This is a genomic window from Saccharopolyspora shandongensis (genome assembly GCF_900106995.1).
In the GTDB taxonomy this organism is placed as follows: domain Bacteria; phylum Actinomycetota; class Actinomycetes; order Mycobacteriales; family Pseudonocardiaceae; genus Saccharopolyspora; species Saccharopolyspora shandongensis.
The window spans coordinates 154,471-171,793 of sequence record NZ_FNOK01000007.1 but is presented as its reverse complement, the minus strand read 5'-3'; the positions used below and the strand labels follow the sequence as shown (position 1 = coordinate 171,793).

Here is a 17,323-nt window from a genome sequence, read left to right as displayed (position 1 = left end):
TGAGCGTTTTTCATCCTGGTCGGCCCGCAGTCGCGGGTCGCAAAGGTGCACGTCGATGGGGTGTCGCATGCGCCGCAGGCGCATAGCCCACCTACGACACTTGCACCGCCGCGGGTTCACGGTGCCCACCCCTCCGGGGTTCCCTCGGCGAGGACGGCCCCTCCGCCGCGTATTGGACATACATCAGGAGGGGCACCCACAGACCAGGGAGCCTCTGAGGTTCCGCTACCCGCACCGCCACGCAAACTGAGGTTGGAAAAACCTCAATTGAAACTGCGGATCATCGGCGGGACCCGGGGTCGACGGTCAGTCGAGGTGGTCGGTGATGAACGTCGTTATCTCTTCTGGTGATCCGGGGCGGGCGAAGAGGTAGCCCTGGCCCGTTTCGCAGCCGATGTCCGCCATCCGGCGGGCCTGGGCTTGGGTTTCCACACCTTCCGCCGTGACCGTCAGCCCGAGGGCGTGCGCCAGGTCCACCAGCGTTCCGACGATTCGCGCGTCGACCGGATCGGCCCGCTCCGCGTCCCGCAGGCCCTCCATGAACGAGCCCGCGATCTTCAGCTCGTGCACCGGGAGGTGCCGCAGGTAGGCCAGGTTCGAGTACCCCGTGCCGAAGTCGTCGATGGCGATCCGCACGCCCATCCGGGACAGCGCGCGCAGCGCGTCCAGCGGCTCGTCGGCGGTGCCCATGATCGCGCTCTCGGTGAGCTCCAGCTGCAGCCGCGACGGCGCCAGCCCGGTCTCCGCCAGGATCTCCGCCACGTCGGACACCAGGTTCGGGTCGCGCGACTGCCGGACCGCCAGGTTGACGCTGACGAAAGGCGCCGCCGCCCCGAACTCGTCCTGCCACTGCTTCGCCTGCAGGCAGGCCTTCCGCAGCACCCAGCGCCCGAGCGACACGATCAGCCCGGTCTCCTCGGCCAGCCCGATGAACCGGTCCGGCCCCAGCCGGCCCAGCTCCGGGTGCGCCCAGCGGACCAGCGCTTCGACGCCGACGACGTTGAAGTCCCGCAGCCCGATCAGCGGCTGGTAGTCCACGTAGAACTCGTCGCGCTCCAGCGCGGCGGGCATCTTCGCCGACAGGTGGAACTGCGCGACCTCGGTGGCGTTGCGGTCCGGGTCGAACAGCGCCCACCGGCCCTTGCCGTCGGACTTCGCCCAGTACAGCGTCACGTCGGCGTCGCGCATCAGCTCGGCCGCGGTCTGCCCGGACACCGGTCGCTCGACAATGCCGATGCTGGCCGACACGGAGAGTTCGTGGCCGCCGATGCGGATCGGCCGGGCCAGCGCGTCGAGCACGGTGTCGGCGACCTCGACGGCCTGGTCGGTGCCGAACGAGTTCTGGATCACGATCACGAACTCGTCGCCGCCCATCCGCGCGACGAGCCGGTCGTCGCCGTGCACCGCGGTGGCGAGCCGGTCGGCGACCGCCCGGAGCAGGTCGTCGCCTACGTGGTGGCCGAGGCTGTCGTTGATGACCTTGAAGCCGTCGAGGTCCATGTAGCACAGCGCCACCCGTTCGTCGGGTTCGTGCTGCTCGAGGATCGTGGTGAGCCGCTCCAGGAACAACGCCCGGTTGGGCAGCCTGGTCAGCGGATCGTGCATCGCCTGATGACGCAGGCGTTCCTGCAGCAGCCGCCGGTCGGTGACGTCCTCGATCAGCGCGACCTGGTACAGCGGGAGGCCGTCCTCGCCGCGGACCAGGGAGACGATCAGCTCGGTCCACACGGTGCCGCCGTCGGGGCGGACGAACCGCTTCTCCACCCGGAACTGGTCGCGCTCGCCGCGGACCAGTTCCTCGTACAGCCGCCAGGTGCTGTGGGGATCGTCCGGATGCATCATGTCCTGCACCAGCATCCGGCGGAGTTCCTCGCCGGGCCTGCCCATGATCCGCACCAGCGAGTCGTTGACCTCGAGGATCCGGCCGGTCATGTCGCCGATCCCGATGCCGATCGCGGCCTCGGCGAAGATCGCGCGGAACCTGGCTTCGCTGGTGCGCAGCGCCTGTTCGACCGCATCGCGCGCGTCGAGCACGGCCTGCCGGATGGCCTCCTGCTCGTCCAGCGTCCGCTTGCGCGCGGCCTGCACGAAGCCTGCGCACAGCGCGCCCTGCAGTGCGGCAACGCGCCCGCGCCAGACCGAGCCGTCATCCAGCTGCAGGATGTTGAGGATCTCGTCGCCTATGAGATCGATCGTTCGGCCTAAAGACTCCGCGCTGGTGAAGTGCACGGCGACCAGGTCCACGCCGACCGCCCGCGCGGGGGACGGGTCGAACGGCTCTCCGAGCAGCGCATCGACCAGCCGGTCGGTGTAGCCGTACAGGCGGCCTTCGACCTCCGCGCTGGTCATCGGTACGTAACTGGTGCCCATCATGGCCTGCGCCCAAACGGCGGCAAAGCGTCGTCGATCGGCTCGGTTCACCTCGGCGACCACCTCGTGAGCGCTGGGCACCGGCGCTGTCCAGCCAGTCATGCCTGGGGCGCCCTCCACTCGTCCTACTCGCCTGGGCCGTTCGTTCGGAGCATACGACCGGACCGGTCCGGCGGTCGAACATCAGGTACGACACCCGGGGTAGGCGCTCACCTCGTTCGAGCAGGCCATGCAGGAGGCCTCACCCGGTGGGCGACTACCGTCCGCAACCAGTCGATCGCCGAAGCGCGGCTGCCGTGATAGATCTGATGTTTTCGACGCACAGCTCCGCCGAGAGGTTGTGCGCGGCTCCGAACTCCACCCCGACGACCGCCCGGTTCACTTGCGGTGTCCGGATTGAGCCATTCTGGTTAAAAACTAACACAGGATCTACATCTTTAGAAAACTCTTCGCCACACTTTCGGGGCAGGACGCGTGGTCCCCCGACGACGCACCGCAACTACACCCCCGAGAGGCACCGATGAACCTTCCGAGTGGACGTGGTCGCCGATTATCACTGGTCTCCTTAGTATCAGCCTGCGCAGGCGTTCTGCTCCTGTGCTCGCCCGCGCAAGCCAGCACACCCCTTCCAGGAAGGGAAAGCGCGATGAGCACGCAGGTGACCGGCGAACCACCGAGCGGAACCGAGACCGACACCCCGATGGGCTCGCAGATCCGCAAGCACGAGGGCGGCGGCGATGATCCGCTGCTCACTCCCATCGTCGATCCGCTGGCCACGGTGGCCGGCATGGACGTCAGCAGCCACCAGGGCAATGTGGACTGGGGCTCCTGGTGGAACCAGGGCATGCGGTTCGCCTACGTGAAGGCGACCGAGGGCACCGGCTACAAGAACCCGAACTTCGCCCAGCAGTACAACGGCTCCTACAACGTGGGCATGATCCGCGGCTCGTACCACTTCGCGCTGCCGGACCGCTCCAGCGGCGCGGCGCAGGCCAACTACTTCGTGGACAACGGCGGCGGCTGGTCCAAGGACGGCAAGACGCTGCCGGGCGCGCTGGACATGGAGTACAACCCGTACGGCTCCACCTGCTACGGCAAGTCCAAGAGCGGGATGACGGCCTGGATCAAGGACTTCAGCGACACCTACCACTCCCGGACCGGGCGCTGGCCGGTCATCTACACCAGCACGAGCTGGTGGAACCAGTGCGTGGACGGCGACTTCAGCTCGACGAACCCGCTGTGGGTCGCCCGCTACGCGAGCACCGTCGGCCAGCTCCCCTACAAGTGGGGCGTGTGGACGATCTGGCAGTACACGTCGTCGCCGCTGGACAAGAACACGTTCAACGGCGCTTACGACCGCCTCCAAGCGCTGGCCAACGGCTGACGCCATAACTCGCGCGGTGCCGGCGAGCCCGGCACCGCGTCGTGCGGTTGGGGCGTAGGTGGCGGTTTCGCGCGAAACCGTCGTTCGCCCCGCGTGCCGATGACGGTTTCGCGCGAAACCGCCGCTTCTGAAACCCAGGCGAGGCACTTATTCCGCACAATCTCCGAGTGCTGCGCTCCGTACCGGGCAGAATCCCTCGCATGGGTGAGCGCAAGATCGGTTTGGTCGCGACGATCGCCGTCGCCGTCGTGGTCTTCGGGGGCGCCAGCGCCGCCTTGCTCATCTTCGATCCGCGGACCACCGGCGCCGATGCCCTGCGAACCGGCGGGCTGGCGGCTGGATCGGTGGTCGCTCTCTACGCCCTGTGGCTCAACGACCGGCGCCGACGCGTCGAGGAGAAGCGGCAGGAGCTCGACAGCCAGCGGCAGGAGCTGGATCGGCAGCGCTACGCGCTCGAACAGCAGCGGCAGGCCCTGGAAGACCGGCGGACCGACCAGGATCGGGACCGCGCCGCCGATGAGCGCTTCGCGCGGTCGGTCGAGCTGCTCGGCAACGAGGCCGATCAGGTGCGGGTCGGCGCGCTGCACGCCCTCGCCGGGCTCGCCCGCAACCATCCCGACTACACCCAAACCGTGCTCGACGTCCTCTGCTCCTACCTCCGGCGGCCTTTCGACCATCCGAAGTGGACGATCCGGGCGGGCGCTGTCGACGTCACCGATGAGCAGCAGCGCGAGCGCACGGTGCGGCAGACCGCCGCCAAGCTCCTCGTGTCGCTGCTGCCGACCACCGCCGATGCGGATCCGCCGCGCTACGACCTCGACGTCGCGGCCGCCCGCTTGGACCGCTTCGACCTGTCCGGCCGGGTCGTCGGCACCTTCGAGGCCCAGGCCTGCTGGTTCCGGCACAAGACGAACTTCGACGGGACGGTCTTCCTCGGCAAGGTCGACCTCGGCGACGCCACCTTCTTGCACCCGCTGCGCGCGACCGGGACGGTGTTCCGCGGCCGGACCAACCTGCACTGCGTGCGCAACCACGCGCCGCTCAGCTTCGAGCTCGCCGAGTTCCACGGCGCGGTGGACATGCAGGAAGCGCATTGCAACGCGCACGTCTCCTTCGAGCGCGCGTCCTTCCACACCACGCTCGACCTCCGGCGTGCGCGCTTCGACGGCGGCGTCGACTTCCGCGTGCGCGAGCCGCTGCCCAGCATCGCGCTGTACAACACCGAGGTCGACACTTCGACCGATGCCCAGGTGCCGGAAGGCTGGTCGTTCGAGCCCCTGTCGGATGTGAATCGCGCACGCATCCGGGCGCACGAGGTCGGGCAGAATCCCTCGCATGGGTGAACGCAAGATCGGGCTGATCGCGACGATCGCCATCGCCGTCGTGGTCCTCGTCGGCGTCAGCATCGCCTTGCTGGTCTTCGATCCCCGGACCACCGGCGCGGATGCGCTGCGAACCGGCGGGCTGGCCGCCGGTTCGGTCGTCGCCCTCTACGCGCTCTGGCTCAACGACCGGCGCAGGCGCGTCGAGGAGGAGCGGCAGAAGACCGAGCGGCAGCGCCACGAGTTGGAGAACCGCCGGGCCGACCTCGACCGCGACCGGGTCGCCGACGAGCGCTTCGCCCGCGCCGTGGAACTCCTCGGGCACGAGGCCGATCAGGTCCGGGTCGGCGCGCTGCACGCCCTCGCCGGGCTCGCCCGCAGCAACGCCGACTACACCCAGACCGTGCTCGACGTGCTTTGCTCCTACCTGCGGCGACCGTTCTGGCACCACCGCCACAGCGATAACGCCCCGGCGTCCGCCGGAACCCCTTTGAAAGCCGACGACGGGCCCGTGCAGTGGTCCCGGGACGCGAAGGATGGCGCCGAACGGAAGCTGCAGGTGCGGCTGACCGCACAGCGGCTCATCGCCGACCTGCTCCCGGCCGCCGGTGACGAGGCCGCGCCGGCCTACGACCTCGACCTCACCAACGCCTCGCTGGAGTACTTCGACCTGTCCGACCGGAAGGTCGGTTCGTTGCTCCTGCGGTACGGGAAGTTGTTCAGCGACAACAACTTCAGCCGCTGCGAGTTCCACGGCGACGTGTGGTTCACCGGCACGACGGTCGGCGCCGGGCGGCTGTACGGGCGGTTCCGCTGCGACGACGCGGTTTTCCACCAGCGCGCCTGGTTCCCCGGGGTCGAGTTCAACGGCCGGGCGAGCTTCCGGCGGACCCGCTTCCACGGCCAGACGCGGTTCGCCGACAGCCGGTTCGCCGGCTCGGTGTTGATGACGCGGGCGGAATTCCACGGCCCGGCCGACTTCCGCGCTGTCCACTTCGAGCACGACGCCGATCTGAGCGGCACGACGTTCCACGCCGAGATCCAGCACACCGGCATCACGACCGGCCCGGACCGCGAGGTCGTCCTCCCCGACGACTGGCAGGTCGCGAGCGCGTAGCGCGAGAAGGGGTGGCCGGGCGCCGGGTCGGGGGCGGAGCGCCCGGCCACCATGCGGTCCGGCGAGGGGAGGCAGTTCGCCGGACCTGGTCTCGGGGTCAGATGCGCAGGCGCGCAAGGGTTTCGGTGTTCAGGCAGTGCCGCCCGGTCGATTGCGCTTCCCGTTGTCGCTCGGCCTCGACCTCTTCGATCAGCTGCCACACACTCAGCGCGCCATCACCCGCGCCGCCGTGCTGCGCACGCGGAGCGCGGACCAGCAGCATGCTCGCGATCAGCACGTTGACCAGGACCAGAGTGCTCACCTGAAGCCAGAACATTGCTTTCCCCTTGCCTTGAAGTTGACGTTTCCGCAGGTCAGGTCTCGTGCGCACTTTGGATCGCCATAGCACTCCAAAACACTCACGAACCCGGGCCCCACCGGGCGCTGATGCGCCGCCAGCAGTCCATGCAGGTGTCCTCGTTGATCCACTCCAGCTCACGCGGCAGTCGCTGTACCTGCCACGCCTCCACCTGCACGCCGCAGAACGACGTCACCGACGCATACGGCTCGGCCCGCTTCGCGGCCACGTCGAACGCATGCCGCCCAACCCCTACCGGCCGCCAAAACCAGTCCACACCAGCCTTTTCGAACATCCCCGCCTCCGCTTGATCGATCCAAGTTAACGATATTTCTTATCGATCAAATTTGACATCGCACAGTTGAGTGATCATGCGCGACGGTTAGGCTTCGGCCATGCCAAGCCCGACGATGCGTCGAAAGACCTTGGGAGCCGAGCTGAGGAGGCTCCGGAACGCCGAGGCGCTCTCCGCTGACCAGATCGCGGATCTTCTGGGCTGTTCCCAGGCCAAGGTGCGGCACATGGAAAACGGCCGCACCGCACCGTCGAAGGCGGAGCTCAAGGTCCTGATGGACCACTATGGACTGCCCGACGAACGCCGCTCGATCCTTGAAGAAACCCGGGAAGAAGCGCGCAAGCGAGGTTGGTGGTCGACCTACCGCCTGCCGTCGTGGTTCCAGGACTACGTCGGCATGGAGTCGGACGCAGTACGCGTGCGCACCTTCGAACTCGAAATGATTCCTGGCCTGCTCCAGACCGAGGCCTACGCGAGGGCGATCAACGTCATCGGCAGCCACATGACGGAACCCGAAGAGGTCGAGCGACAGGTAAGTGCTCGTCTTCGTCGGCAAGTCCGACTTGACGAGGGCGATTCGCTGGCGCTGCACGCGGTGATCTCGGAGGCGGCGCTACATCGATGCACCGCCGACCCGGCACTCGCTCAAGAACAAATGAGGCGCCTTGCCGAGTTGGCGGCGAAGCCGAACATCTCGATCCAGGTCCTACCGTTCAGCTCCGGGTTGCACGAGTCTGTTTCCGGCAGCTTCACACTGCTGGACTTCCCGCCCGGAACATGGCCATCCTCGGCTTACCAGGAGTACGCCGTGGGCGGCCATCTCGTCGACGACAAGGATGCAGTGGCTGCCCTCAGCACGGTGTTTCAGCGGCTTTGCGAGCGTGCTATGAGCGAAGAAGCCAGTACCAAGCTGATCAGCCGGCACGCCGACATCTGAAGGAGCGCGATCGTGGAATTCTGGCGAAAGTCCAGCTACAGCGGACCAAGCAACAACTGCGTGGAAGTCGGCTGGCGAAAGTCCAGCTACAGCCCGAATAACAACAACTGCGTCGAAGTTGGCCTCGGTGTGGATGCCGTCGGGGTGCGGGACACGAAAGACCGGGACGGTGGGCACTTAGCCGTGCCGGTGCCGAGCTGGCACCGGTTCATCGGCGCCGTCAAAGGCGGCGTCTTCGACCGCTAGCGGATGCGCGAACGGCCCGTTCGCCTCGATAGACGAGGTGAACGGGCCGTTCGCGTCAGCTCTGGATCAGCCGAACAGCTTGGGGAGGGTGCCTTCCCAGGCTTCGCGCAGCTCCGCCAGCGGGATGTCCGCCACGTCCTGGATGTCGAGCGACTGCGCGCCCGCGTCCGCGACGCCGACCTTGGCCCACGGGAGGCCACGGGCCGAGCACATGTCCGTGAAGCGCAGCTCCTCGGTGCGCGGCACCGCCACCAGGATCCGGCCCGCCGACTCGGAGAACAGCCAGACGAACGGGTCCACGCCCTCCGGCAGGACCACCCGGGCGCCGCACTCGCCGATCAGCGCCGTCTCCACCAGCGCCTGCGCCAGGCCGCCCTCGGAGAGGTCATGCGCCGCCGAGATCATGCCGTCGCGGGAACCCGCGAGCACGATCTCCGCCAGCAACTTCTCGCGCGCCAGGTCGACCTTCGGCGGCACGCCGCCGAGGTGGTCGTGGGTGACGCGCGCCCACTCCGAGCCGCCGAGCTCCTCGTGCGTCTCGCCGAGCAGCAGCAGCGTTTCGCCTTCCTCGCCACCGATTCCGGTGGGGATGCGGCGGGTCACGTCGTCGATCGTGCCCAGCACGCCGACCACCGGCGTCGGCAGGATCGGCTTCGCGCCGGTCTGGTTGTAGAAGCTGACGTTGCCGCCGGTCACCGGGATGCCCAGCTCCTGGCAGGCGTCGGCCAGGCCGCGCACCGCCTGCTGGAACTGCCACATCACCGCCGGGTCCTCCGGCGAACCGAAGTTCAGGCAGTTGGTGACCGCCACCGGCGTGGCACCGGTGGTCGCCACGTTGCGGTACGCCTCGGCCAGCGCCAGCTGCGCGCCCGCGTACGGGTCGAGCCGGGTGTAGCGGGCGTTGCAGTCGGTGGCGACCGCGATGCCGCGCCCGGTCTCCTCGTCGATGCGCAGCACGCCGCCGTCCGACGGCTGGGCCAGCACGGTGTTGCCGCGCACGTACCGGTCGTACTGGTCGGTGACCCACGCCCGGGAGCACAGGTTCGGCGACGCCGCCATCCGCAGGATCGTCTCCCGCAGTTCGTCCGATGTGGACGGGCGGGCCAGCGTGTTCGCGCTGTCCGCGACGATCAGGTCCTGCTCGGCGGGCCGCTCGACCGGCCGCTCGTAGACCGGGCCCTGGTGCGCGACGGTCCGCGGCGGCACGTCCACCACGAGCTCGTCGTGCCAGAAGATCTCCAGGTTCTCGCCGTCGGTGACCTCACCGATCACGGTCGCGGTGACGTCCCAGCGGCGGCACACCTCCATGAACGCGTCCACGTTGGACGGATCCACGACGGCGCACATCCGCTCCTGCGACTCGCTGGAGAGGATCTCCGCCGGGGTCATCCCGGTGGCGCGCAGCGGGACCTGGTCCAGGTCGACCCGCATGCCGCCGTCGCCGGCCGACGCCAGCTCCGACGTCGCGCAGGACAGGCCCGCGCCGCCGAGGTCCTGGATGCCCACGACCAGCCCGGCGTGGTACAGCTCCAGGCAGCACTCGATGAGCACCTTCTCGGCGAACGGGTCGCCGACCTGGACGCTGGGCAGCTTCTTGCGGCCGCCGCCGCTCTCGTCGCCGTCGAACGTCTCCGACGCCAGCACCGACACGCCGCCGATGCCGTCGAGGCCGGTGCGCGCGCCGAACAGGATGATCTTGTTGCCCTTGCCGCTGGCGTGCGCCAGGTGCAGGTCTTCGACCTTCATCACGCCCACGCACATGGCGTTGACCAGCGGGTTGCCCGCGTAGCACTCGTCGAAGACGACCTCGCCGCCGATGTTCGGCAGCCCCAGGCAGTTGCCGTAGCCGCCGACGCCGGCGACGACGCCGGGCAGCACCCGCTTGGTGTCCGGCGCGTCGGCCGGGCCGAAGCGCAGCGGGTCCGCCACCGCGACCGGGCGGGCGCCCATCGCCATGATGTCGCGGACGATGCCGCCGACGCCGGTGGCCGCGCCCTGGTAGGGCTCGACGTACGACGGGTGGTTGTGGCTCTCCAGCTTGAACGTGACCGCCCAGCCGTCGCCGATGTCGACCACGCCGGCGTTCTCGCCGATGCCCGCGAGCATCTTCTCGCGCATCTCGTCGGTGGTCGTCTCGCCGAAGTACTTCAGGTGCACCTTCGACGACTTGTAGGAGCAGTGCTCGCTCCACATCACCGAATACATGGCCAGCTCGGCCTCGGTGGGCCGGCGGCCCAGGATCTCGCGGATCCGGGCGTACTCGTCGTCCTTCAGCCCCAGCTCGCGGAACGGCTGGTCGACGTCGGGTGTGGACTTCGCGTGATCGACGCTGTCCACCTTTGCCAGATTGGTCACGCTGCCACCAGTGCATCCAGAACGGACAGGAACATGCCGAGGCCGTCGTCGGTGGGGCCGGTCAGCGGGTCGATCGCGTGCTCCGGGTGCGGCATCATGCCCGCGACCCGGCCGCGCGCGTCGGTGATGCCCGCGATGTCGCGCCGCGAACCGTTCGGGTTCTCGCCCGCGTAACGGAACAGCACCCGGCCTTCGCCTTCGAGCTCGTCGAGGACGGCCTCGTCGGCCACGTAGTTGCCCTCGCCGTGCTTGATCGGGATCAGCAGCTCGGCGCCCGCGTCGTAGCGGGTGGTCCAGGCGCTGCTGTTGTTCTCCACCTTCAACCACTGGTCGCGGCAGACGTAGTGCAGGCCCGCGTTGCGGGTCAGCACCCCGGGCAGCAGCCCGGACTCGCACAGGATCTGGAAGCCGTTGCACACGCCGAGCACCGGCATGCCCTTGCGGGCGGCCTCCACGACCTCGGTCATGACCGGGGCGAACTTGGCGATCGCGCCGCAGCGCAGGTAGTCGCCGTAGGAGAAGCCGCCGGGAACGACCACCGCGTCCACGCCCTTGAGGTCGTGGTCGGCGTGCCAGAGGGCGACCGATTCGCCACCTGCACGGCGCACCGCGCGCGCGGCGTCGACGTCATCGAGGGTGCCGGGGAAGGTGACGACGCCGATCTTCGCGCTCATGCGTCCACCCGGCGAACGGTCCAGTCCTCGATCACCGGGTTGGCCAGCAGCGTCTCAGCGATCTTGGCGAGCGTGGCGTCGTCGACGTCGTCGGCGACCTCCAGCTCGAACCGCTTCCCCTGGCGGACTTCGGTGATGCCCTCGAAACCGAGACGGGGCAGCGCGTTCGCCACCGCCTGTCCCTGCGGATCGAGGATTTCCTGCTTCGGCATGACGTCGACAACGACTCGGGCCACGGGTGCTGCTCCCGGTTTCCGTGCAGATCCGCCGGGACCCCGGCGGATGGCCAGCAGTACCGCCAAAGGGTAACTGAGCTGGGAGTTCACCCTGCCGGGCAGGGGCCGGAGGTGCGGCGTGGCTCACGACACCCGACACGGCCTGTGTCTTGCGCCACAATTTTCGCACATTGTCTAAACCTTTGGCCCGACGGACGTCTATTACGACCGGGGCACCGAAACCCGGGCCCCGCTTGCAGTTACCTAGGGGGAACGCACACCGATGCGCACAATCAAGACGCTGATGGCGGCCGGCCTGCTCGCCGGCCTCGCGCTGACCACCACCGTGCCGGCGATGGCGGCGCCGAGCCATGGCCCGGCGGCCGTCGCGCCCGCCGAGAACGCCCTGCTGACCGCGGACAAGTCGCAGGTCCGGGCGGGCAACACGCTGGTCCTGCGGCTGGAACACGGCGCCGAAGGCGTCAACTGGATCTCGTCGGCGGCGTTCGTGCGCAACCGGGAACACCCGTTCGGCGCGGACGAAGGCCTCGCCGAGGTCGTGAACGACCGCGACGGCAACGCCGAGGCGGTGGCCACCATCGCCGACGTCGCGCCCGGCGAGTACATCGTGCACACCCGCATCGGCGGCAGCGCGGGCCCGACCATGAAGATCACCGTCACGAAGTGACCTCGCGCAGTGGGGCGTCCCCGGCCGGGGGCGCCCCACTCGCGATTCAGCTGATCGCGTAAAGCGTTCACCCGCAGCGAGAACCGTCGCGATGCCCGGACCGGTCGAGGCAGGGTGCCGATATGCGGATCTTGGTTTTGGGCGGAACGGTTTTCCTCGGGCACGCGGTGGCGGCCGAGGCCCTCCGGCGGGGGCACGACGTCGTCTGCGCGGCGCGCGGCACGGGCGGCAACATTCCCGACGGCGCGAAGCTGGTGACGGTGGACCGGGAGCAGGGCCTCGGCCAGCTCACCGGGGAACGGTTCGACGCCGTGGTCGACGTGGCGCGGAACTACCGGTGGGTGCGCGACGCCCTCGACGTCCTGGGCGCGACGGCCGGGCACTGGACGTTCGTGTCCACCATCAACGTCTACGCCGACAACGAGACGCCCGGCCTGAGCACCGACGCCGAACTGCTGGAGCCGATCACCGACTCCGACGACGTGAGCACGTCCGAGGCCTACGGCGGGATCAAGGTGGCGTGCGAGAACGCGGTGCGCGCCGCGGTCGGCGACCGGGCCTTCGTGCTGCGCCCCGGCCTGATCACCGGGCCGAACGACATCTCGGACCGGTTCGGCTACTGGCCGGCGCGGATGGCGCGCGGCGGTCGCGTGCTCGTGCCGGACGCCGACCACCCGACCCAGCACGCCGACGTGCGCGACCTGGCGGCGTGGATCGTGGACGCCGGGGAGCAGGGCATTACCGGCACCTTCGACGGCACGAGCCCGACCACCCCGCTGAACGAGCTGCTGGCGCAGATCGCCGAGCTGGTCGCGCCGCCTGGCACGGAACTCGTGGCCATCGCGCCGGAAGCCCTGACCGAAGCGGGCGTGCAGCCCTGGGCAGGCCCGAAGTCGCTGCCGTTCTGGCTGCCGGAAAGCCACCAGGGCATCGTCGCGCGCAACGCCCAGCCCAGCCTCGACGCGGGCCTGCGCATCCGGCCGCTCGCCGAGACGGTGTCGGCGGCGCTGGAGACCGAGCGCTCACTGGGCCTGGACCGAGAGCGTCGAGCGGGGCTCACCCCGGAGGAGGAAGCCGAACTCCTCGCCACCCTCGCCAAGTGACCCGGTGATCTCGCCGACCTCCTTCGGCCTGGTCAGAACCCGTGCGCGTTTTGTGTCGCCATAGCAGCACAAAACACGCACGGGCTCCTACCAGCGGAAACCGAACCTCCGGTGATCTTCCGCCGGTAGCCGAGCAGCGTGGAAGAGTGGACGTGCTCGCTCATCTAGGAGGAAACACCGTGCAGATCACCCACTTCGGACACGCGTGCGTGCTGGTCGAGACCGATTCGGCGCGACTGCTGATCGACCCCGGCGCGTTCTCCGCCGACTTCGAAGACCTCCGCGACCTCGACGCCGTGCTGATCACGCACCAGCACTTCGACCACCTCGACCTCGACCGGCTCCCGGCCCTGCTCGCCGCCAACCCGAACGCCCGGCTGGTGGCCGACTCGGGCTCGGCGCCGGCGATCGCCGAGAAGGGCCTGGCCGCGACCACGGCGCGCCCCGGCGAGTCGCTGGAGCTGGGCGGCGCGTCGATCAACGTCGTCGGCGGCACGCACGCGGTGATCCACCCGGACATCCCGGTGATCGACAACATCGGCTACGTCGTCGACCACGGCGCCTTCTACCACCCCGGCGACTCGTTCTACGTGCCGGAACAGCGGATCGACGTGCTCGGCGTGCCTACGGGGGCGCCGTGGCTGAAGCTCTCCGAAGCGGTCGACTTCCTGCGCGCGGTGGCGCCGCGAGCGGCGGTGCCGATCCACGAAGCGGTGCTGGCGAACCCGAACATGCACTACCGCATGTTCGAACAGCTCGGCCCGAAGGACACGGCCCTCGAAGTCCTGACCAAGGGCACCCAGACCACGCTCTGACCCGGACCGGGCGCCAAGGAGGCCCCGCCGCGCCAGCCGCCGTTTTCGCGCGAAACCGTCCCCGGCCCTGCGCGGACGCGCCGTTTTCGCGCGAAACCGCCACCAGTCACGCGCGGACGCGGCGGTTTCGCGCGAAACCGGCATCACGCCCGCGTAGGCGCGGCGATTTCGCGCGAAACCGCCATCTGCCACGCGTGCGGTGCGCTGATGTCGCGCGAAATCGACATCCTTCCGGCGTGCTTCGCCTGGTGGCGGGGTCGCAGGTTCAGTCGTCGTTGCGGTCGTCGTCCTGGTCGTCGACGTCGTGGTGGTCGCCGGGCCGGTCGTCCAGGTGGTCGTCGCGGTCGTCCAGGTTGTCGTCGAGGTCTAGGCGGTCGTCCAGGTCGAGGTGATCGTCGCAGTCGTCGAAGCGGTCATCGACCTCGTCGCGGTCGTCGTCGTAGCGGTCGTCGACGTCGCGGTCATCGTCGAAGCGGTCGTCCGCGTCGTCGTCGAATCTGTCGTCGGCGTCTTCGAAGTGGTCGTCCTGGTCGTCCAAGCAGACCGGGGTTGGTTGGGCGAGCGGGAGCTGGTCGGCCGGGGTCGCCGCTCGCGGGGTTTCGGCCGTGCCGGTTTCCGCTGCGAGCGCGGCTCCCGTTCCGCCGAGGCCCACCAGCGCTACCGCCGCCACCGCCGCGAGCCAGGTCCGCTTCGTGTTCCGAATCCGCATCGTCCTCGTCCTCCGTTGGCTGCTCTCGCCTGACGAGAACCAGCTTCGGCGCCCAGCGTGAGGCGGCCCTGAAGGTCGAATGAGGGGATCCTCATCCCCGTGCCGGCGTCGCGGAGCGGCGGGCGAACGAGGCATAGGTGACCGGCCGCGCGCCGTGGTGCAGCGCCAGGTCCACGGCGTCCAGGAGCGCCTGCCTCGCGGCCGGTTTCCGCAGCTCGGCGGCGTCCATCGCGAGCCGGACCGGCCTCCCGCGGCGGGCCGCCCGCTCGACGCCCAGCACCAGCGCCCGGCACCACCACGGCTCCGCGCGTTCCCCCGGGCCGAGCATCCGGATCCGCGCCCGGTGCACCTGGCCGGTCGTGAGATCCCGGACCGCCATCGCGTCCGCGCAGACGGAGAATCCGCGCCGCTGCAGCGCGGTGACGGTGCCGGGCGAGGCGAGCCAGCGCGGCGGGATGAAGCTGTTCGTCCGCAGCCCGACCTGTTCCAGCACCGCCGACGCGGCCGCCAGCCGCAGCCCGGCTTCGTGCGCCGGGAGTTGGGCGGCCGGGGCGAGACGGGCGCGCAGGCCCGGGGACAGGCGGGCGAAGCCGTGCAGGCTGATGGCGTCGCGCCGCGCCAGGCGCTCGGCCACCCAGTCCAGCAGCGGGGACTGCGGGTTCCGCGCCTCCAGGTGATCCGGGCGCGGTGAGATCAGCAGGGATAGCGGGACCTGGCGGCGGTCCAGTTCGGCGGCGAATTCCGCGCACTGGTCCAGCACCCGGAGCCCAAGACCGGACAACGACACGACGAGCGGCGTGCTCACGATCCCTCATTCCGCCTGGTCCGGGTGTCCACGACCTGACGGCCAGGTGTCGTCCCGGCGCAAATCCGGCGAACCTCCACGCCGCCACCTTCGGCAAGCCCGGTCCCGGCCGGACGCCGACACGCCGACGCATACTCCGACCGGGGGAACCGGGCCGGCGGCAGCGCGATTCCACGAGAAATCGCGCGCCTGCCCGTGCTCGCCGCGCCGAGTTCGCCCGGGTGGCGGCCGGTTTCGCGAGTCTCCCGGGTGATGCGGGACTACTGCGCGGGGGCGAGCCAGTCGGCGAAGGAGCGGCCGGTGATCCGCTCGTAGGCCTCGACGTAGCGGGCGCGCGAGGCGTCGATGACGTCGGCAGGCAGCGGGGGCGGCGGGGTGTCCGAGGCGCGGTCCCAGCCGGAAGCCGGCGAGGTCAGCCAGTTGCGCACGTACTGCTTGTCGAACGACGGCTGCACCTTGCCCGCCTCGTACCCGTCCGCCGGCCAGTACCGCGACGAGTCGGGCGTGAGCACCTCGTCGCCGAGCACCAGCGAGCCGTCCCCGGCCAGGCCGAACTCGAACTTGGTGTCCGCGAGGATCACGCCGCGACCGCGCGCGTGCTCCGCCGCCCGGCGGTAGACCAGCAGCGTCAGGTCGCGCAGCTCCGCGGCGCGCTCCGCGCCCAGCTGCTCGGCGACCGCCTCGAAGCTCACGTTCTCGTCGTGCTCGCCGATCTCGGCCTTCGTCGCCGGGGTGAAGATCGGTTCCGGCAGCTCGGACGCCTCGACGAGCCCGCCGGGCAGCTGCACGCCGCACACCGCGCCGGTGCGCTGGTAGTCGGCGAGCCCGGAACCCGTCAGGTAGCCGCGCGCCACGCACTCCACCGGCAGCATCTCCAGCCGCTTCACCAGCAGCGCGCGACCGCGCACCTCGCCGGGGATGCGCGGGTCGTCGGCGGCGACCAGGTGGTTCGGCATCACGTCGGCGAGCAGCTCGAACCAGAACACGCTCATCGCGGTCAGCACCCGGCCCTTGTCGGGGATCGGGGTGTCGAGCACGTGGTCGTACGCCGAGATGCGGTCGGAGGCGACCAGCAGCAGGTGTTCGTCGTCCACGGCGTGCAGCTGGCGAACCTTGCCGGCCGCGATCTGGGGGTAATCGGCGAGTGCAACCACGTGCGGATTGTCTCGCACCGGGGCCAGGGCACTCGCACGCGGGCCGGTGGTAAGAACCGGCGTGGGCCGCCCGGACCAGCCCCGATCGACCACAGGAGGACTTCGTGACCGAGACATTCACCGACTGGCTCCGCCAGCGCAGCGAGCCCGACTGGACCGCGGTCGTCACGCACCCGTTCACCCAGGGCCTGTTCGACGGGCTGGTGCCGGTCGAGTCGATGCGCTCCTACCTGGTGCAGGACTACCAGTTCGTCGACGACTTCCTGGCGCTGCTGGGTTCCGCGGTGGCCAAGGCGGACCGCTACTCGTCGCGGCTGGCGATCGCGGGCAGCATCGCCGTGGTCACCAGCGAGGAGAACACCTACTTCCAGCGCGCGTTCGACGCGCTGGGCGTCGGCGAGGCGGACCGGGTGCGCCCGGTGCTGGACGAGGCGACGGTGGCGTTCCGGGACGTGATGAACGACGCCAACGCGAACGGGAGCTACGCCGAGGTGCTGACGGTGCTGACCGTCGCGGAGTGGACCTACCTGGAGTGGGCGATGCGGGCACCGGCCTCGCCGCCGGAGAACTTCGTGCACGCGGAGTGGATCACGCTGCACAACAACCCGGGTTTCCAGGGCTGGGTGCGGTGGCTGTGCGGCGAGCTCGACCGGATCGGCGCCGACCTGGACGAGCGCGAGCGGGCCCGCTGCCTGCGCGTGTTCCAGCAGGCGACGCGCTGCGAGCTCGACTTCTTCAACGCCCACTGGAAGTGACGGGTCAGGCCCGTGCGTACTTTGTGCTGCTCCAGCGACACA

18 protein-coding genes are annotated in these 17,323 nt (G+C 69.6%); 9 read left to right on the top strand and 9 right to left on the bottom strand.

The genetic code is table 11. The annotated features are described in order from the left end of the window. Window positions 1–306 precede the first annotated feature (306 nt). Entirely contained in the window at window positions 307–2,472 is a 2,166-nt protein-coding gene (locus BLW84_RS10255; protein ID WP_281247378.1) for a putative bifunctional diguanylate cyclase/phosphodiesterase, read from the bottom strand. A gap of 544 nt (window positions 2,473–3,016) precedes the next feature. Here BLW84_RS10255 and BLW84_RS10250 point away from each other — a divergent pair. The 3 genes from BLW84_RS10250 (at window position 3,017) to BLW84_RS10240 (ending at window position 6,193) form a co-directional block, all read left to right on the top strand. Beyond that, window positions 3,017–3,754: a lysozyme gene (locus tag BLW84_RS10250; RefSeq protein WP_245761051.1), complete on the top strand. Its 738-nt coding sequence runs from the start codon at window positions 3,017–3,019 to the stop codon at window positions 3,752–3,754. 200 nt (window positions 3,755–3,954) lie between these two features. After that, window positions 3,955–5,097, top strand: coding sequence for a pentapeptide repeat-containing protein (locus tag BLW84_RS10245; RefSeq protein WP_093264144.1), 1,143 nt, complete (start codon window positions 3,955–3,957; stop codon window positions 5,095–5,097). Then, window positions 5,090–6,193: a pentapeptide repeat-containing protein gene (locus tag BLW84_RS10240; protein ID WP_093264141.1), complete on the top strand. Its 1,104-nt coding sequence runs from the start codon at window positions 5,090–5,092 to the stop codon at window positions 6,191–6,193. The genes BLW84_RS10245 and BLW84_RS10240 overlap by 8 nt, the downstream gene beginning before the upstream one ends. Window positions 6,194–6,290: 97 nt before the next feature. Here BLW84_RS10240 and BLW84_RS10235 read toward each other — a convergent pair whose 3' ends face one another. Together BLW84_RS10235 and BLW84_RS10230 are read right to left on the bottom strand one after the other, a co-directional pair. Then, window positions 6,291–6,509: a hypothetical protein gene (locus BLW84_RS10235; RefSeq protein WP_093264138.1), complete on the bottom strand. Its 219-nt coding sequence runs from the start codon at window positions 6,507–6,509 to the stop codon at window positions 6,291–6,293. An 82-nt stretch (window positions 6,510–6,591) separates the two neighbouring features. Beyond that, the gene (locus tag BLW84_RS10230) at window positions 6,592–6,825 is read right to left on the bottom strand and encodes an HC3 family zinc finger protein (RefSeq protein ID WP_093264135.1); all 234 of its coding nucleotides are present in this window, start codon (window positions 6,823–6,825) and stop codon (window positions 6,592–6,594) included. 100 nt (window positions 6,826–6,925) lie between these two features. Between BLW84_RS10230 and BLW84_RS10225 the strand changes: the two genes are divergently transcribed. Further along, window positions 6,926–7,762 carry a helix-turn-helix domain-containing protein gene (locus BLW84_RS10225; protein WP_093264134.1) on the top strand — a complete coding sequence of 279 codons (837 nt, stop codon included), beginning with the start codon at window positions 6,926–6,928 and terminating at the stop codon, window positions 7,760–7,762. A gap of 12 nt (window positions 7,763–7,774) precedes the next feature. After that, the gene (locus tag BLW84_RS10220; RefSeq protein WP_177226387.1) at window positions 7,775–8,008 is read left to right on the top strand and encodes a DUF397 domain-containing protein; all 234 of its coding nucleotides are present in this window, start codon (window positions 7,775–7,777) and stop codon (window positions 8,006–8,008) included. A 66-nt stretch (window positions 8,009–8,074) separates the two neighbouring features. Here the strand turns inward: BLW84_RS10220 and purL are convergent, their stop codons facing one another. The 3 genes from purL to purS are packed head-to-tail and all read right to left on the bottom strand — an operon-like array spanning window position 8,075 to window position 11,273. Next, the gene (gene purL / locus BLW84_RS10215; protein WP_093264129.1) at window positions 8,075–10,363 is read right to left on the bottom strand and encodes a phosphoribosylformylglycinamidine synthase subunit PurL; all 2,289 of its coding nucleotides are present in this window, start codon (window positions 10,361–10,363) and stop codon (window positions 8,075–8,077) included. Continuing rightward, complete coding sequence (gene purQ / locus BLW84_RS10210) at window positions 10,360–11,037, bottom strand: phosphoribosylformylglycinamidine synthase subunit PurQ (RefSeq protein WP_093264126.1); 678 nt, start codon at window positions 11,035–11,037, stop codon at window positions 10,360–10,362. The genes purL and purQ overlap by 4 nt, the downstream gene beginning before the upstream one ends. Beyond that, complete coding sequence (gene purS, locus BLW84_RS10205) at window positions 11,034–11,273, bottom strand: phosphoribosylformylglycinamidine synthase subunit PurS (RefSeq protein ID WP_093264124.1); 240 nt, start codon at window positions 11,271–11,273, stop codon at window positions 11,034–11,036. The genes purQ and purS overlap by 4 nt, the downstream gene beginning before the upstream one ends. Window positions 11,274–11,535: 262 nt before the next feature. Between purS and BLW84_RS10200 the strand changes: the two genes are divergently transcribed. From BLW84_RS10200 to BLW84_RS10190, 3 genes are all read left to right on the top strand, one after another. After that, entirely contained in the window at window positions 11,536–11,940 is a 405-nt protein-coding gene (locus BLW84_RS10200) for a hypothetical protein (RefSeq protein ID WP_093264121.1), read from the top strand. A gap of 122 nt (window positions 11,941–12,062) precedes the next feature. Then, window positions 12,063–13,043 (top strand): NAD-dependent epimerase/dehydratase family protein, encoded by a 981-nt coding sequence (locus BLW84_RS10195; RefSeq protein WP_093264119.1) that lies wholly within the window; start codon window positions 12,063–12,065, stop codon window positions 13,041–13,043. 179 nt (window positions 13,044–13,222) lie between these two features. Then, complete coding sequence (locus BLW84_RS10190; protein WP_093264116.1) at window positions 13,223–13,858, top strand: MBL fold metallo-hydrolase; 636 nt, start codon at window positions 13,223–13,225, stop codon at window positions 13,856–13,858. Between the two features lie 265 nt (window positions 13,859–14,123). Here the strand turns inward: BLW84_RS10190 and BLW84_RS10185 are convergent, their stop codons facing one another. The 3 genes from BLW84_RS10185 to BLW84_RS10175 all read right to left on the bottom strand — a co-directional run bounded on the left by BLW84_RS10185 (window position 14,124) and on the right by BLW84_RS10175 (window position 16,526). Beyond that, a complete protein-coding gene (locus tag BLW84_RS10185) occupies window positions 14,124–14,567 on the bottom strand; it encodes a hypothetical protein (protein WP_093264114.1) in 444 nt (147 codons plus the stop codon). Window positions 14,568–14,658: 91 nt separating this feature from the next. Further along, window positions 14,659–15,372: a DUF2334 domain-containing protein gene (locus tag BLW84_RS10180; protein ID WP_093264112.1), complete on the bottom strand. Its 714-nt coding sequence runs from the start codon at window positions 15,370–15,372 to the stop codon at window positions 14,659–14,661. A 260-nt stretch (window positions 15,373–15,632) separates the two neighbouring features. Beyond that, the gene (locus tag BLW84_RS10175) at window positions 15,633–16,526 is read right to left on the bottom strand and encodes a phosphoribosylaminoimidazolesuccinocarboxamide synthase (RefSeq protein ID WP_093264110.1); all 894 of its coding nucleotides are present in this window, start codon (window positions 16,524–16,526) and stop codon (window positions 15,633–15,635) included. 104 nt (window positions 16,527–16,630) lie between these two features. Between BLW84_RS10175 and BLW84_RS10170 the strand changes: the two genes are divergently transcribed. Beyond that, window positions 16,631–17,281 (top strand): TenA family protein, encoded by a 651-nt coding sequence (locus tag BLW84_RS10170; RefSeq protein WP_093264107.1) that lies wholly within the window; start codon window positions 16,631–16,633, stop codon window positions 17,279–17,281. The last annotated feature ends 42 nt before the right edge of the window (window positions 17,282–17,323 follow it).

Excerpts from the sequence above, each read along its gene's own strand:
- BLW84_RS10235 (WP_093264138.1), bottom strand. The coding sequence starts at position 6,509 with ATGTTCTGGCTTCAGGTGAGCACTCTGGTCCTGGTCAACGTGCTGATC.
- purQ (WP_093264126.1), bottom strand. The coding sequence starts at position 11,037 with ATGAGCGCGAAGATCGGCGTCGTCACCTTCCCCGGCACCCTCGATGAC.
- BLW84_RS10245 (WP_093264144.1), top strand. The coding sequence starts at position 3,955 with ATGGGTGAGCGCAAGATCGGTTTGGTCGCGACGATCGCCGTCGCCGTC.
- BLW84_RS10185 (WP_093264114.1), bottom strand. The coding sequence starts at position 14,567 with ATGCGGATTCGGAACACGAAGCGGACCTGGCTCGCGGCGGTGGCGGCG.
- BLW84_RS10195 (WP_093264119.1), top strand. The coding sequence starts at position 12,063 with ATGCGGATCTTGGTTTTGGGCGGAACGGTTTTCCTCGGGCACGCGGTG.
- BLW84_RS10225 (WP_093264134.1), top strand. The coding sequence starts at position 6,926 with ATGCCAAGCCCGACGATGCGTCGAAAGACCTTGGGAGCCGAGCTGAGG.
- BLW84_RS10230 (WP_093264135.1), bottom strand. The coding sequence starts at position 6,825 with ATGTTCGAAAAGGCTGGTGTGGACTGGTTTTGGCGGCCGGTAGGGGTT.
- BLW84_RS10250 (WP_245761051.1), top strand. The coding sequence starts at position 3,017 with ATGAGCACGCAGGTGACCGGCGAACCACCGAGCGGAACCGAGACCGAC.
- BLW84_RS10200 (WP_093264121.1), top strand. The coding sequence starts at position 11,536 with ATGCGCACAATCAAGACGCTGATGGCGGCCGGCCTGCTCGCCGGCCTC.
- BLW84_RS10240 (WP_093264141.1), top strand. The coding sequence starts at position 5,090 with ATGGGTGAACGCAAGATCGGGCTGATCGCGACGATCGCCATCGCCGTC.
- BLW84_RS10255 (WP_281247378.1), bottom strand. The coding sequence starts at position 2,472 with ATGACTGGCTGGACAGCGCCGGTGCCCAGCGCTCACGAGGTGGTCGCC.